The sequence below is a fragment of the Achromobacter maghribensis genome (genome assembly GCF_057334215.1).
On the sequence record NZ_JBHFII010000014.1, the window covers coordinates 190,483 to 204,934 of the forward strand.

The 14,452-nt window shown below is 64.0% G+C and carries 20 protein-coding genes; 6 read left to right on the forward strand and 14 right to left on the reverse strand.

Annotated features, from left to right (window positions below; translation table 11 throughout):
• Positions 1-92 precede the first annotated feature (92 nt).
• The 5 genes from ACE039_RS05920 to ACE039_RS05940 all read right to left on the reverse strand — a co-directional run bounded on the left by ACE039_RS05920 (position 93) and on the right by ACE039_RS05940 (position 2,715).
• Complete coding sequence (locus ACE039_RS05920; RefSeq protein ID WP_006225311.1) at positions 93-299, reverse strand: cold-shock protein; 207 nt, start codon at positions 297-299, stop codon at positions 93-95.
• A gap of 353 nt (positions 300-652) precedes the next feature.
• Positions 653-1,216: a DUF924 family protein gene (locus ACE039_RS05925; RefSeq protein WP_485821910.1), complete on the reverse strand. Its 564-nt coding sequence runs from the start codon at positions 1,214-1,216 to the stop codon at positions 653-655.
• Between the two features lie 110 nt (positions 1,217-1,326).
• Positions 1,327-1,530 carry a cold-shock protein gene (locus tag ACE039_RS05930; protein WP_006220190.1) on the reverse strand — a complete coding sequence of 68 codons (204 nt, stop codon included), beginning with the start codon at positions 1,528-1,530 and terminating at the stop codon, positions 1,327-1,329.
• 370 nt (positions 1,531-1,900) lie between these two features.
• On the reverse strand, positions 1,901-2,221 hold the full coding sequence (locus ACE039_RS05935; RefSeq protein ID WP_105557672.1) for a hypothetical protein: 321 nt from the start codon (positions 2,219-2,221) through the stop codon (positions 1,901-1,903).
• A gap of 95 nt (positions 2,222-2,316) precedes the next feature.
• Complete coding sequence (locus ACE039_RS05940; protein WP_485821911.1) at positions 2,317-2,715, reverse strand: hypothetical protein; 399 nt, start codon at positions 2,713-2,715, stop codon at positions 2,317-2,319.
• Positions 2,716-2,835: 120 nt separating this feature from the next.
• On the opposite strand from ACE039_RS05940, the gene ACE039_RS05945 reads away from it, so the two are divergent.
• Positions 2,836-3,138, forward strand: a complete 303-nt coding sequence (locus ACE039_RS05945) for a DUF2513 domain-containing protein (RefSeq protein ID WP_006225318.1) — start codon at positions 2,836-2,838, stop codon at positions 3,136-3,138.
• Between the two features lie 17 nt (positions 3,139-3,155).
• Here ACE039_RS05945 and ACE039_RS05950 read toward each other — a convergent pair whose 3' ends face one another.
• From ACE039_RS05950 to ACE039_RS05960, 3 genes are read right to left on the reverse strand one after another with little or no spacing between them, the layout of a single operon-like run.
• Positions 3,156-3,428, reverse strand: coding sequence for a hypothetical protein (locus ACE039_RS05950; RefSeq protein ID WP_485821912.1), 273 nt, complete (start codon positions 3,426-3,428; stop codon positions 3,156-3,158).
• A 51-nt stretch (positions 3,429-3,479) separates the two neighbouring features.
• A complete protein-coding gene (locus tag ACE039_RS05955; RefSeq protein ID WP_485821913.1) occupies positions 3,480-3,875 on the reverse strand; it encodes a RidA family protein in 396 nt (131 codons plus the stop codon).
• 38 nt (positions 3,876-3,913) lie between these two features.
• A complete protein-coding gene (locus ACE039_RS05960; protein WP_485821914.1) occupies positions 3,914-5,068 on the reverse strand; it encodes a DSD1 family PLP-dependent enzyme in 1,155 nt (384 codons plus the stop codon).
• Positions 5,069-5,196: 128 nt separating this feature from the next.
• Here ACE039_RS05960 and ACE039_RS05965 point away from each other — a divergent pair, with 128 nt between their 5' ends.
• The gene (locus tag ACE039_RS05965) at positions 5,197-6,108 is read left to right on the forward strand and encodes a LysR family transcriptional regulator (RefSeq protein WP_485821915.1); all 912 of its coding nucleotides are present in this window, start codon (positions 5,197-5,199) and stop codon (positions 6,106-6,108) included.
• Between the two features lie 10 nt (positions 6,109-6,118).
• On the opposite strand, the gene ACE039_RS05970 is transcribed toward ACE039_RS05965, so the two are convergent.
• On the reverse strand, positions 6,119-6,517 hold the full coding sequence (locus ACE039_RS05970; RefSeq protein WP_313465152.1) for a RidA family protein: 399 nt from the start codon (positions 6,515-6,517) through the stop codon (positions 6,119-6,121).
• Positions 6,518-6,580: 63 nt separating this feature from the next.
• Positions 6,581-7,771, reverse strand: a complete 1,191-nt coding sequence (locus ACE039_RS05975) for an MFS transporter (protein WP_485821916.1) — start codon at positions 7,769-7,771, stop codon at positions 6,581-6,583.
• Between the two features lie 94 nt (positions 7,772-7,865).
• On the opposite strand from ACE039_RS05975, the gene ACE039_RS05980 reads away from it, so the two are divergent.
• The 3 genes from ACE039_RS05980 to ACE039_RS05990 all read left to right on the forward strand — a co-directional run bounded on the left by ACE039_RS05980 (position 7,866) and on the right by ACE039_RS05990 (position 10,398).
• Positions 7,866-8,450, forward strand: a complete 585-nt coding sequence (locus tag ACE039_RS05980; protein WP_485821917.1) for a TetR/AcrR family transcriptional regulator — start codon at positions 7,866-7,868, stop codon at positions 8,448-8,450.
• Positions 8,451-8,542: 92 nt separating this feature from the next.
• Positions 8,543-9,976: an MFS transporter gene (locus tag ACE039_RS05985; RefSeq protein WP_448708385.1), complete on the forward strand. Its 1,434-nt coding sequence runs from the start codon at positions 8,543-8,545 to the stop codon at positions 9,974-9,976.
• 113 nt (positions 9,977-10,089) lie between these two features.
• Entirely contained in the window at positions 10,090-10,398 is a 309-nt protein-coding gene (locus ACE039_RS05990; RefSeq protein WP_485821918.1) for a hypothetical protein, read from the forward strand.
• 7 nt (positions 10,399-10,405) lie between these two features.
• Here the strand turns inward: ACE039_RS05990 and ACE039_RS05995 are convergent, their stop codons facing one another.
• Both ACE039_RS05995 and ACE039_RS06000 read right to left on the reverse strand, forming a co-directional pair.
• The gene (locus ACE039_RS05995; RefSeq protein ID WP_448708381.1) at positions 10,406-10,663 is read right to left on the reverse strand and encodes a hypothetical protein; all 258 of its coding nucleotides are present in this window, start codon (positions 10,661-10,663) and stop codon (positions 10,406-10,408) included.
• A 168-nt stretch (positions 10,664-10,831) separates the two neighbouring features.
• Positions 10,832-12,472 carry a PqiB family protein gene (locus ACE039_RS06000; RefSeq protein WP_485821919.1) on the reverse strand — a complete coding sequence of 547 codons (1,641 nt, stop codon included), beginning with the start codon at positions 12,470-12,472 and terminating at the stop codon, positions 10,832-10,834.
• A 172-nt stretch (positions 12,473-12,644) separates the two neighbouring features.
• Between ACE039_RS06000 and ACE039_RS06005 the strand changes: the two genes are divergently transcribed.
• Positions 12,645-13,136, forward strand: coding sequence for a GNAT family N-acetyltransferase (locus ACE039_RS06005; protein ID WP_485821920.1), 492 nt, complete (start codon positions 12,645-12,647; stop codon positions 13,134-13,136).
• Here the strand turns inward: ACE039_RS06005 and ACE039_RS06010 are convergent.
• Positions 13,133-13,441, reverse strand: coding sequence for a carbohydrate isomerase (locus ACE039_RS06010; protein WP_105557659.1), 309 nt, complete (start codon positions 13,439-13,441; stop codon positions 13,133-13,135). The two genes, ACE039_RS06005 and ACE039_RS06010, sit on opposite strands and share 4 nt — an antisense overlap.
• Positions 13,442-13,507: 66 nt before the next feature.
• Positions 13,508-14,365, reverse strand: a complete 858-nt coding sequence (kdsA, locus tag ACE039_RS06015) for a 3-deoxy-8-phosphooctulonate synthase (RefSeq protein WP_485821921.1) — start codon at positions 14,363-14,365, stop codon at positions 13,508-13,510.
• Positions 14,366-14,452 lie beyond the last annotated feature (87 nt).

Consider the following 14,452-nt stretch of genomic DNA (forward strand, 5'->3'; position numbering starts at 1 on the left):
ATTCCGCAAAAAAAAGCCCCCATGCATTGCGCATGGGGGCTTTTTTATGGGCCGAACACCGGGGCCTTGCCCGGCGCGCTACCCGGAAAACATCAGGCCGCAACCTTGATGTTCTTGGCGCTCGGGCCCTTGGGGCCGGTACCGACCTCGAAGGTGACGCGCTGGTTTTCCTGCAGCGACTTATACCCTTCGCTGCGGATTTCGGAGTAATGGGCGAAAAGGTCTTTGCTGCCGTCGTCGGGCATGATGAAGCCATAACCCTTTTCGGCGTTGAACCACTTAACGATGCCGGTTGCCATGGAGTGTCCTTGAACCTAGAAAGTGCGATTGCTCGCGGGGCGCCAGATCATCAAGGATGGGAGAGGAAGCAACCGCAGCACCACTGACGGCGACAAGTTAACGCAGACCGCGTCGCTTGAAAATCTCGCTGAACCCAGTGTATTGGCGAACCCCGAAAAACGTCAAATATGCGAATGGTGGACGCGGTATGCGGGCACGGACGGGTGCCGAAGAATCGGTGGCGAAGACCCGGCGATGCAGACACCGCAAACGCGTCATGCCAAAGAATATTTCACCTTGCTATAAACGGATACATCCCAGCACCGGCCAGCGCGAAGGGCGGCTCTGGCCGCACCCTGCCCGGCCACACGTGTTAGCCCGAGAAGCCGCCGGCCTCCAGGAACTCCTGTTCCGCCTGGGTCGTCTGGCGGCCCAGCGCGGCGTTGCGATGCGGGAAGCGGCCGAAACGCTTGATGATGTCGCGGTGCAGAACCGCCCAGCGCAGCGAATCCGCGTCCAGGTGTTCCATCAGCGAAACGCCGCGGTTCTGCGTCACCAGGCTTTCCGCATGCTCGAACGGCAGGTAGAAAAATTGGCGCAGCCGCGGATCGACAGCAAGGTCGTGGCCGGAAGCAATCGCGCGTTCAGCGAAGTACTGGGCCAAGGGATCGGTGGCGAACATGTGCGCCGTGCCTCGGAAGGCATTCCGCGGAAATTGATCCAGCAGGATCATCAGCGCGAGGGCACCGTCCGCGTCTTCCAGCCACTCGTCAAGCTGGCGCGAGGCAGCAGCCCAATGCGCAGCTTCAAAACGCTGGCGGAAGTCAGCGTCGAACGCGTCGCTCTTGCTGAACCACGCCTGCGGCCCCGCATCCCTCCAGAACGCGACCACGTCTTGCGGCTGCACGGCGAGGGGCTTCAGGGAGGGGGAAGTCATGGCGGGATCCTGAGGGATGGAGAAGCGGCAACGCACCTGCGGCCGCCACCAAGGATACCGCGCGAAAACAAAAAAAGCCCCCGAAGGGGCTTTTTTGAAAACTCAGACCTTTACAGGACCTGAATCTTCGTGGCTTGCGGGCCCTTGGGGCCATTGGCCGTCACAAAGCTGACGCGCTGGTTCTCTTCCAGAGACTTGAAGCCAGAACCCTGGATTTCGGAGAAGTGAGCGAACAGATCCTTACCACCCGCTTCCGGGGTGATGAAGCCATAGCCTTTTTCCGAATTGAACCACTTAACGACGCCGGTTTCCATACTGTATTTCCTAGAGATAATGGGCAAATGCCCGGAGGTCACGAATCAATCAAGGAGGGGACAGTAGAACAATAACGCTGAGCCGGAAAAGGCACGGCACTGAACGAAAATCGCAACGCTTGTGATCGTGTGCCGACACTATCGTTATGTTCCCCTCACAAGTCAACATAATCCTAAAAAATACGTGCCAATAATGCAACAAAGAGAAACTGCGTTGAAAATTTGCACGTTTTCATAGGCAAAATTTGTCCCTGCATAGGTGTAAACACCCATACATCATAAAAAAACAATCAAGGCTTATATAAATGCCGTCTAAACCCGTACACCCTTCATACGCCGTTCAGATAGGCACTTTGGTTTGCCGTCAGGCTTACTCGTCGATAGGTAAACCCAACAAATCGAGTGCCGCGCCGAAAGCATCGGAACCCGAGCAAAGGAAAACCGCCACGTCGCCGGGATTCATATTTTCCAGGACTTGGTCGATTTGTTCTTGCGCATTATCAACATTGTCGACATTTGAAGCGTGTATATCCGCCCCAGCCTCGACTTTTTGGATGGGAACGATGTCCGCGATCGCATTGAGATCGGTTACGCCCACCACGACATAGACGCTGATGGACTCGCCATCAATCGTCGTGAGCAGCTCGACGCCGCCCGTCACGTCGGCAAGGTGCCGACTTACTATTTCCATGTTCAATCTTCCTTGATCAGCGGGCGGGGCCCGCTTGAGCGCACGCACCGTCAAGGTGCAATCTCACGCTCAGGCGCGACTATAACAGCCTTATGCTAATGCTTCTTGACATTCGGTCCCAGGGACTGCCGGGCGGCGCCGGACGTGGCGGCGACGCTACGGCAACGCACCCCGGCTTCGGCCAGGACGCGGATCAGCGGCTTCTGGGCCGCCAGGAAGGCATCCTTCTCGTCGCCGGTCAGCTTGCAGATGAACATCTGGGCCAACAGCTGGGTGCGGCGGGCGCGGCGGTTGCCCGCCTCTTCGGCCAGCCACGAGGCGATCCAGGCGGCGGCAGCCTCGGCGTCGCCCTGCTGCTTGACATGCCCCAGCAGGTCATAGACCGTCACGCCGGCGATCTGGTCGTCTTCGCCGCGCGAAAGAAAGAGCTTGGCGGCCTGGCCCGAGTAGCCGGGGATCAGCGCGAGGCAATCGCGTTCAGCGGGTTTCTTCATAGCGTTCTGTGTGTTTCGTTATCGAGAACCCTGGACTGTAACCCGGGCTTGCGCACTGTCGCATCGACGCCACGGAACTCTGCTATTGTCGGCCTACCCATTTTCAATACGGTGAACATCATGCAACGCGATTTCGATCTGGTCGTCACGATTCTGGGCGCCCTGCGCGACGCGCCTGGCCCCAACTTGAGCACGCACGACATCAAGAACGCCGCGCTGGCCCCGCATCCCGAGGAGCAGGGTTTGCAGACCATCGCACATCATCTGGACCTGCTGTCGGATGCCGGCCTGGTCAAGCAAGTGAGCGAAACGGCAGCCAGCGCCGCCGCGACGCGTTGGCGCATTACCTGGAAGGGCTACGACGCCCTGGAGCAGGACGAGGACGACGAAGAAGACGCCGAAGACTTCGACGCCGAAGAGTAAGCGGCAAGGCGGCAGGCTCAGCGGCGCTGCAGGATGCGCCGCGTGAGCAAGGATGCGGCGGTGCCGATCACCAGGCTGAACATGAAAGCGGCGATCGACAGCATCGCCGACAAGTCACTGAAGCCACCGTGGCGCGACAGCAGGAATACGGCCACGAAGACCGCTGCGGCCAACGCGACCACCCCTGTCAGCACCTGTTTGACCGAACGCAGACGGCCACAGAGCGAGCCGCCAATCAGCGCGGCCGCCACCATCGCGGCCATGGACCAGAACAGATATTCGTACTGCATGCGAACGTTCTCCCCCGAAGGCATTGAGGCGCCCGCATTATAGGCGCCGGATCAATCCGGGGCAGCCACCGCGACCACGCTGATCTCGACCAGCGCGCCGTAATGCAGTCCGCGCGTGGGCACGACTGCCCGCGCCGGCCGGTGATCGCCAAAGACGCGTTCGTAGACCCGGTTGACCTCGTCCCACAACCCGATATCCGGGATGTACACCGTGACGCTGGCAACCGTGGACAACGATGCGCCGGCGGCCGTCAGGATCGCCTTCACGCTGCGCAGGGCCTCCTCGGTCTGGGCGGAGGCCCCAGCCGCCAACTGCGGCTTGGCGCCCGCCTGCGCGGGCGCCAGAAAGCCCAGTTGCCCCGAAACGAAGACAAAGCCGTTCGCTCGAACCGCCTGCGAGTAGTGCCCGGCCGGCGGCGTGGCGTCGGCGGTATTGATCAATTCCATGGTCGATTTCCTGTTGATACGGGGAGGATCGCGAAGGCTTACCAGCCGCGGAAGCGTTCCCAGCGGGTCACCACGCCAGGCTCGCCCGGCCGCACCACTTGATAGGCGTCGTGCTGCGCGCAGGTGGCGCACGCGTGGTTCGGCACGATACGCAACTTTGTCCCCAGCGGAAGATCGGGCAGGCGCGCGCCGCTTCCGGCGCGCACCGTGATGATGCCCTGCTCCTGGTTGGTTTCGGCCAGCAACAGGTCGGGATAGACCTTGCCGTCGACGTCGCAAACCAGGCCGTACAGTTGATCCACCGGTTGCTTGGCGGTGCCTCGGTCGCGCGACATGGCCATCCAGCCGGCGTCGACGAGGATCCAGCCCTTGTCAGCCTGGTGGCCGATGACAGTCGTCAGCACGGAGACCGCGATGTCATCGACCGCACATACTCCCAACCCCGCCATCACCAAGTCGAAGAAGACGTAGACGCCCGCGCGCACTTCCGTCACGCCGTCGAGGTGACGGGCGACGTGGGCGGTAGGTGTGGAACCGACACTGACGACGGGGCACGGCAGGCCTGCCTGGCGGATTGCGTCGGCGCAGCTGACGGCGGCCCAACGCTCTTGTTCGGCCATGTCGGCGATCGCCTCGGCGCTGCGGCAGCCGTAGGACTCGCCGGCGTGCGTCATGACGCCGCGCAGGCAGCCTGCGGCATGCAGCACGCGCGCAATCGACAGCAGATGCCCATGATCGCCCGGCTGCACCCCGGCGCGATGCCCGTCGCAATCAATCTCGATCAACGTGGGCACGGGGCGGCCCGCCGCCTTGGCGCGGTCGGCGACGGCCTGGGCGGCCTCGACGCTGTCCACCACCACGGTCAGGTCCACGCCTTTCTCGCGCAGGGCCAGCACGCGGTCGAGCTTCGAGGGCGACACGCCGACGGCATAGAGCAGATCGGTGACTCCTGCCGCGGCGAATTGCTCGGCCTCTTGCAGGGTGGAAACGGCAGCCGGCCCCTGCGGGCTGGTCATCACCCGGCGCGCCACGTCGATCGATTTAGGCGTCTTCAAATGCGGCCGCAATTGCACGCCATGGCCGGCCATCAGCGCATTCAGGCGCTGGATGTTGCGCGTCATGCGGGTTTCGTCCAGCAACAGGCAAGGGGTATCCAGAGAATCCAGGGGCGTGAACGGGCGGGGAATAGTCATCGGGGCGGTCTCGGCAGATCGGAATGAAAGGACGCCAGGCGAGCCCCGCGTCCAGTGGTAAGCAGTATGGCGCGCCAAGGCCCTTGCGTGTTTAATACATACTTAACTTTCGATTAACGTTCACCTAAATGATCACCACCGACGACCTGCGCTTTTTCATGAGTCTGGCGGCCACGCCATCGCTGGCGCAGGCCGCACGCGCCCTGGACGTGACACCCCCTGCCGTCACGCAGCGGCTGAACGCGCTGGAAAAGCGTCTGGGCGTCAGGCTGGTCAACCGGTCGGGGCGCGGCACTGTACTGACCGACGAAGGCCGGCTGCTTGCCTTGCGAGCCGGCCAGATCTGCGGAGAACTGGGCGATCTGGCCGATGAGCTGGCGGGACGGCGCGGCGTCGTGGCCGGCCATCTGCGCGTGGTCGCGCCGCTGGGTTTCGGCCAGCGCTATGTGGCCCCGCTGGTGGCGGGTTTCCGAAAAAGTAGCGAAGACATCACCGCCAGCCTGACGCTGTCCGACGGACCGCCGCGGCTGGCCACCGACAACTGGGATGTGATGGTGCATATCGGCGAATTGCGCGATTCCACGCTGGTGGCCTACCCGCTGGCGCCCAACCGCCGCATTCTGTGCGCGTCGCCCGCCTACCTGGCCCGACGCGGCGCGCCCGCCAAGCCGGAAGACCTGCGCGACCATGACTGCATTGCCTTGCGCGAAAACGACGAGGACGTGACCTTGTGGCGTTTCAAGCGCGGCCGCGGACCGGCGGTCGGCGTGCGCATCGCCCCCGTGCTGTCCAGCAACACGGGCGCGGCCGCGGTGGCGTGGGCGCTGGCCGGGCACGGCATCGTCGCGCGGTCGGAATGGGATGTGGCCGAATACGTGAAGACCCGGTCGCTGGTGCCGGTGCTTGCCGGGTGGAACTTGCCCGACGCCAATGTGGTGGCGCTGGTGAAGTCGCGCCAGGACCTATCCGCCCGCACCTCGGGCTTTTTGGCGCATCTGCGCGAGGCGTTCGCCACCACGCCCTGGCGCGACAAAAACTGAATCGCCTGGCTTAGTCCAGCATCGCTTCCGCTTCGATCTCGACCAGCCATTCGGGCAGAGACAGCCCGCTGACGATGACCCACGAGGACGGCGGAGGGTCTACCGGGAAACGGTCGCGCAGGGCCTGCGCGATCAATTCCTGATCTTCGCGCGCCGTCTCGCAGATGTAGATGCGCAGCATGATCACCTGCGCCAGCGTGCCGCCCGCCGCGGCCAGGACGCGCTGGATGTTGTCCAGCGCGGCTTCGGTCTGCTCTTGCAAGCCCGGCCCCACCGTGCGTTCGTTGATATCGACGCCAACCTGGCCCGACAGCAGCATCCTGCGCTGCCCCGTCACGATGACGGCCTGACTGAATCCGTATTGGACGGTGTTGAAAACGGTGTCGGGATTGACGACGGTTCTAGACATGAAATGCTCCTGTAGGCGGCGCGCCCCGCAGCGCGCCGGAACCGCCATTCTATCGAGCCGCTGTCAGGACGGGACGCGCTCTTGCGCGCCTGCCCGCGCGCCCTGCAAGGCGACCAGCAGCACGACCGCGCCCGCGACGACCGCCGTCCAGAATCCCGCCCTCACGCCGTAGTGATCGACCACCCAACCCGCCATCGCGGCACCGGCAGCCACGCCCGCGCCCAAGCCCGTCACCAGCCAGGTCAGTCCTTCGGTCAAACGCCGCCCCGGGACACTGCTTTCCACCAGCGCCATGGCGATGATCATGGTGGGAGCAAACGACAGTCCGGCCAACAGCACGCCCAGCGAAAGCGTGACCAGGTCGTTCACCAGCAGCAACGGCAAGGTCGTGAAGGCCGTGACTGCCGCGGCGATGGAGAGCATCCGCGCAAGCGGCATCTGAAATTTCAGCACGCCAAACACCAGCCCCGCCACGCAGGAACCCAGGGCATAGGCGGACAGGATCAAGCTGGCGGCCGCTGGCATGCCCTGCGCGCGGGCGAAGGCGACGCTAAGCACATCGATCGTGCCGACGATCACGCCCATGGCCGACATCATGGCGACCAGCGAACGCATAGGGGGCATGCGCAGGACCGAGGCCTCGCGACCGGCTTCCCTGACTTCCACGGCAGGCGCGGTGGCTCGCTGCAGGACGAACGCCGTCACCCCCACCGCCAACAGCAACGCCGCAGTCAACGCGGCCGCCTGCGGAAACAGTGCCACGCTCAGGCCCACCGCAATGGGCGGGCCGACGATAAAGCTAAGTTCATCGGCGACGGATTCCAACGCATAAGCGGTGCGCAACTGGGGTTGGTCGCGGTAGATTTCCGTCCAGCGCGCGCGAATCATCGCGGGCATGCTGGGCAAGGCGCCTGCCAACGCGGCGAAGACGAACAGCGCCCAATCCGGCGCGCCCCACTGCACGCAGGCCGCCAGGCCAATCAGCGCCAGCACGCAAATGCCCGCCGCCACCGGGAGCACCCGCCCCTGCCCATGCCGGTCCACCAAGCGCGAAATGCGCGGGGCAAGCAACGCCGTGGCCAAGGCAAACGTGGCGGCGACCCCGCCCGCCAATGCGTACGCGCCGCGCACCTCGGACAGCATCGTGATGATGCCGATGCCGATCATCGGCAAGGGCAGCCGCGCGATCGCGCCGGCCAACACGAAACCCGTGGCGCCGGGCGCTTTGAACAACTCACGATACGGATTGGACACCGATAACCTTTTGAATCTGCTAGACGGCGAGATCGTATTCACATACATTGCGTATGTCAATTAACATACGCGCCGTATGTCACTGGAGAACCGCATGCCGCGTTCGCGCGCCGAGATGATCGAAGCCACCCAGGCCAAATTGCTGGCAACCGCCCGCCGCGCCTTTCAGCACACTGGGTACGCCGCCACGTCCATGGACGATCTGACCGCTTCCGCAGGGCTGACGCGAGGGGCTTTGTATCACCATTTCGGTGACAAAAAGGGCTTGTTGGCCGCGGTCGTTGAACAAATCGATGGTGAGGTGGACCAGCGGCTCAATGCCATTTCAGCGCACGCGGCGGACCCCTGGGACGCGTTTCGAGGGCGCTGCCGTTCTTACCTGCAGATGGCGACGGAGCCGGAAATCCGCCGCATCGTGCTCCAGGACGGGCGCGCAGTGTTGGGCCCGGCATCCGAGGCGGCGCAACAGCAGTGCATCGCGTCACTTGCCGCGTTGCTGCAGCGCTTGATGGCGGCGCGGATCATCGACGACGCGGACCCGCAGGCCCTTGCCCGGCTGATCAACGGCAGCTTGACCGACAGCGCGTTCTGGATCGCCGACGCCCCCGATGACACGCCGCGCCTGGAGCAAGCCTTGCAGGCATTGGAGTTGTTGCTGCGCGGCCTGCTACGCCAATAAGACCTCACGGGTCGCCCACGTTCGGTTGTGGATACCGTGCGATGTGCGTATTATCAAAGCCATAACTTGTTTAAATAATTTTGGAGCCGGTGGTGGCCATCAGCACAACCCCTGATTCGAGCGCTTCCTGGGCCGACCTCCTGCATGGCGCCAACGCGCTGCGCTCGATTGCGCTGGCCGGCGGTGTGGCGCTGCATGCCATCAACGTCTATATCGTCACCACCATTCTGCCCAGCGTCATCCAGGACATCGGCGGCCTGGAGTATTACGCGTGGAACACGACACTGTTCGTCGTGACGTCCATCATCGGGTCGGCCCTGTCGGCCAAATTGATCGAAACCTTCGGCCCGCGTGCCGCCTATTTGCTGGCTGTGGCGATTTTCACCGCCGGCGCGGTGACCTGCGCGTTGGCGCCGACCATGCCGATGCTACTGGCCGGACGCAGCATCCAGGGCTTGGGCGGCGGCATCCTGTTCGCCTTGAGCTATGCGCTGATCCGATTGGTGTTCGACGCGCCCCTCTGGTCGCGCGCCATGGCGCTAGTGTCGGGCATGTGGGGCGTGGCCACGCTGTGCGGACCCGCGATCGGAGGCATCTTCGCCCAGGCCGGCCACTGGCGGCTGGCGTTCTGGGCCTTGCTGCCCGTTGCCGCGGCGCTGGCGTTGATCGTGGCGTTCAAGGTTGGCGGCCGGTCTTCGGTGCCCCCTGCCCCGCGCTCGACGTTGCCGCTGGGCACGCTCGCGCTGCTGGTGGCTTCCGTGGCGGCAGTGACGTTGGCCAGCCTGTCGACGAACCTGGGCTGGAACCTGGCCGGGATCGCGGGGGGCCTGGCCCTTGCCATGCTGATCGCCCGGGTAGACTCGCGCGCCAAGCGGCGCCTGCTACCCACGGGCGCCTATTCCGTGCGCGCGCCGCTGGGCGCGTTGTATGCCCTAATGTGCCTGGTGGTGGCCGCCATCACGACCGAGATCTTCGTGCCCTACTTCCTTCAAGTGATCCACCGGTTGTCGCCGCTGGCCGCGGGCTATATGACGGCGGCGATGGCGGCAGGCTGGACGTTGGCCGCCATGCCTAGTTCCACGCGCACGGGCACGGCCGCCGATCGCCTGGTGCGCGCGAGCCCCGCAGTGATTCTGGCGTCGCTGATCGCCCTGGCCATCATGACGCCGCAAACCGGCATGTTGTCGTCGCTGTGGGGCCTGGCGGCGTACATCGTCGCGCTGGCAGGCGTGGGTTTCGGCATCGGGCTGGCGTGGCCGCATCTGCTGACCCGGATATTCAACGCTGCGCCCAAAGGCGAAGAAACGCTGACATCGTCATCGATCACCACCGTGCAACTCTACGCGTCGGCCGTAACCGCCGCCTTGGCAGGGGTCGTCACCAATAGCGCGGGCCTGGCGGACCCCGGGGGCGTCGAGGGCGCGCAGCACGCGGCGCGATGGCTATTCGCAGCCTTCGCCCTCGCGCCCGCCTTGGCGTTGCTGCTGCTTGCCCGTGTCACGCGCGGCACGGCAGGCAAAGCCTGAACCCACCCGGTACCGGCGAATCTTCGAGCATCGGGGCGGGAATCCGCCAAACGCGGTATGGAACGTCAAGCAGGTCTTTGCTACGCTGACGACACCTGAACAGGGTGACGTCCATGAGCAACAAGATCCGACTGCTATGCGTTCAACCTTCCTCGCTTTCGGCGCGTTTCGCCTTCATGGCGATCGCCTTCAGATGGTCGATCGGCGCCACGCCACGGCCCTCGCGCCTGATGATCGGGCCGCACGAATTGGAGCCTGTCGGCACCGAATCCGCCTTCTGGCAATTCGCGCTGCGCCATGCCCTGCTGGGTCAGTCGTTTTTAGTGACGCGCGGCAACCACTGGGACGTGGCGGCTTCGGTGGATGGTGACGAAGTGCGAGCGTTCGGTCGCAAATTCACCCTTAGCCAGTGTTTGTATTGACGTCCCACTAGACGCCGAATCCGCGCTTGCGGTGGAATGCGGCCAATTCCTCGGCCGTCCAGCGCTGCCGCGCCTCTTCCTGACAGCAGGTGCGAAAGACCAGTGCGCCAACTTCCAGGAAACGTCTGACATCCGCGTCCGAGAGTTTGGCCTGCACTTGCAACAGGCAATCCGCATAGGCCGAGAGTATGCCGTCCCAACCATCGACCTTGCCCGGCGCAACGGGCTGCGAGATCATGCGCACCATCATTTCATTATGGTCCATGCAATTGTCCCCACTCCGATACCACGCCGGCGCCCATCCTCCAGCGGCCGGTCGTCGGGCGCTTGCAGCAAGTACCGTACCCGGGCCCGTCCCCGCCTGCCCGCAGTCACACCGCCGACATTGCGGCAAGCGTTCTGCTTCGAATGAAGAAAATACCGCACGCACAGGCTACCGGCTGGTCGGCACATCGCGCGCCCGGCCCTTGAGCAACGCTTCCGGATTTACCTGCAGGTAATCGGCCAGCTCGCGCAGCGATCTGGCAGCCCTGGCCAATTCACGCAATGCGGTGTCCGTGTTCTGGGGCAAGGCGGAATCCGGCGCCACCAGACCGCCAACGGCCGCCAGCGACCGGTTGGCCTGCCGCAGCAAGGCCTGTGCCTCGGGCGCCAACTGCGTGTCCATCCGCCTGACCAGACTCGATGCCGCGCGTAGTGCCCCGCTCAACTCGGCCCCGATCGCGTCGAACGGCACCCGGTCGAGTTTGGCCACGATGTTGCTGAGCTGCTGCTGCAATTGGTCCAGGTTGTTCGGCACGGTCGGGATGAAGGGCTCGTCCTCCATCTTGAACGTCACCGGCTTGGCGTTCGGAAATTCAACCATCGCCACATACAACTGGCCGGTCAACAGGTTACCGATGCGCAGCTGCGCCCGCGTGCCCCGCTTGACCAATGCCGCCAGCAGTTTGCCGCTGGGATGATGCAGATCGGTGCCGACGTATTCCTTGATCTCGCGGACGGTCTCGCCGCCCAGGCGTTCAGGATAGAGCGTGGCGGAAACCACCGCATAGAACTGCTGGATGGTCCGGTCGAAATCCAGTCTGATCGCGTCCACCTTGCCGATCGTCACGCCATAGGCATCGATGGGCGCGCCCACCACCAGGCCGCGCACCGACTGGTCGAAGCGCATCCGGATGCGCAGCGGCACGCCATCGGGCTCGGCACGCGCCGCCTCTTCGTTGGGATAGATGACAAACGTCGCATCGGCCGCTGCCGCCGGATGGCTGCGTTGTTCCTGCGTATCGAACGCCACGCCGCCGATGATCACCGACAGCAGCGACTGCGACCGCATCCGCAGGCCGCGGGCATCGATGCTGAAGTCCACCCCGCTGGCATTCCAGAAACGCGTGCCCGCGTTGACATAAGCATCGTTAGGGGCATCGACGAATACCTGCACATCCACGCCTTCGCCGCCCTTGGACAACCGGTACCCCACCACCTGGCCCACGGCGATGCGGCGGTAGTAAACGGGCGACCCGATGTCCAGCGACCCAAGGTCGCGGGCATGCAGCGTGAAGCGTTTGCCGGCGCGGTCCTGAGCGACCTCGGGCGGTACTTCCAAGCCGGTGAATTCGTACTGGCGCTTCGGCCGCGGGGCGTCCTTGCCGTGATGCCCCACCGGGTCCAGGCCGATATAGGAACCGGACAGCAGCGTGCCCAAGCCGGACACCCCGCTTAGCGTCAGGCGCGGCCTGACGACCCAGAACACCGTGCCCTCCTGCAACATGCTGCCGGCGTCTTTTTCGAGACGCACCGTCACGTCCACGCCTGAACGCTCCGGATTCAGGGCCAGGCGTTCGACGAGCCCGACGGCAAGTTCCTTGTAGCGCACCTGCGTCTTGCCGGCCTCCAGCCCCTCCGCAGTCTGGAAATGGATGACGGCCGTGGGTCCGGCGTTCAGCCAGACCTGCAACACCAACAACAATCCACCCAGCGCCGCGGCGATGGGCACGAGCCAGATCCAGGAGAGTCGCCGCCGCTTGGGCGGCACGGGCGATAGCGTTTCACCAGCGGCAGAACCAGACTCAGCCATAGAGGACATCCCCATTGTGTACATGTCCGGACGCGAGGGCGGATTCGTCCGCCAGGGTCGCGCCGCGCTTTACCCGACGCAAGTGGGGGGATTCCCGGTGCCCCAACCCATGCGTGCCTGCAAGCCCGCGCATTAGCGGGTAGCATGGCCGTCCCATTTGGAGGAAGTCAACGTGAATATCACCATCCGTCCCGCCACACTCTCGGATGCGGCCCAAATCTACGCTTTCATTACCGAACTGGCCGTTTACGAGCGCGCCGCGCACGAAGTGATCGCCAGCGCCGATGACGTCGCCCGCACCTTGTTCGCCCACGAAGCTCCGGCCAAGGCGTTGATGTGCCTGGCGGACGGCAAGGCCATCGGCTACGCCGTCTATTTCTACAGCTATTCGACCTGGCTGGGCAAGAACGGTATCTATCTGGAAGATTTGTACATCACGCCCGACCATCGCGGCATCGGCGCCGGGCGCGATCTGCTACGCCATTTGGCGCAGGAAGCCGTCGCCAACGACTGCGGACGGCTGGAATGGAGCGTGCTGGACTGGAACAAGCCGGCCATCGACTTCTACCGGTCCATCGGCGCGTTGCCGATGGACGAATGGGTGCGCTACCGCCTGACCGACGATGCGCTACGCGCCTTTGCGGAAGGCCGCCGCGCCGCCTAGAATTCGGGCAGATCGAACAGCGTATGTAGCGTGGAACTGGGCACGGGCACGGACGCGAGATGCTCACGTCCGCCGTCGTCGACAAGCACCCGCACCGGACGCAATGCCACGCGGGTGCCTTCCACGCTGAAGGCGGTTTCGACGTCTCCGCCGTCCTTGATGACTTCGATGACTTCGGATGCCGCTGCGGTCACGGGCTCCGTGACCCAGCCGGGTACGCCGCGCTCGGCCTGGCCCCAGCGCACGTAGGCGATATGCCCGCTGACGGGTTCTTTTCGAACGGCGACGATCACATGCAAAGACATCCAGGCCTCCCTAAAGTGTGGCCTGGATCGTATAACAAGTTGACGTAGTCGGGATGACAGACGACGTCACGGCTCGATGTCGATGGGGGCAAAGGATTTCACCAGGTCATCCAGCTGCTTGAGCTGGCTCAGGAACGGCTCCAGCTTGTCCAGCGGCAAGGCGCTGGGACCGTCGCACTTGGCGTTCTTGGGGTCGGGATGCGCTTCCAGGAACAGGCCGGCCAGGCCCACCGCCATGCCGGCGCGCGCCAGTTCGGCCACCTGCTCGCGGCGCCCTCCCGACGCGGCGTCCAACGCCGAGCGCTGCTGCAACGCGTGCGTTACGTCGAAAATCAGCGGGCGGTTGCCCGTCACCTTTTTCATCACGCCGAAACCCAGCATGTCCACGACCAGGTTGTCGTAACCGAAGCTGGTGCCACGGTCGCAGAGGATCAACTTGTCGTTGCCGGCCTCGGTGAACTTCTCGACGATATTCAGCATCTGGGTCGGGCTAAGGAACTGGGGCTTCTTGATGTTGACCACGCGCTGCGTTTGCGCCAGGGCCACCACCAGATCCGTCTGCCGCGCCAAAAACGCGGGCAGTTGCAGGATGTCGGCCACTTCGGCCACCGGCGCGGCCTGCCAGGGCTCATGCACGTCAGTGATGACCGGCACGCCGAACTCTTTCTTGACCGCCTCGAAGATCTTCATGCCCTCTTCCAGACCCGGGCCACGGTAAGAGTGGATGGACGAGCGGTTGGCTTTGTCGAACGACGCCTTGAATACGTACGGAATGCCCAGCTTGCGGGTCACGCGCTGGTATTCCTCGCAGGCGCGCAGGGCCAGATCCAGCGATTCCAGCACATTGATGCCGCCAAACAGCACAAAGGGGCGATCATTGGCGCAAGGGATCGACGGGGAAATAACGACTTCTGGGGCGGTCATGGTGACGGAATCCTGTAGTGATAAAGCAGGTGACAGTGCGTAATGTACAACCTGCCCCGCCTGCTTTTCACCTTCCACCGCGTATTC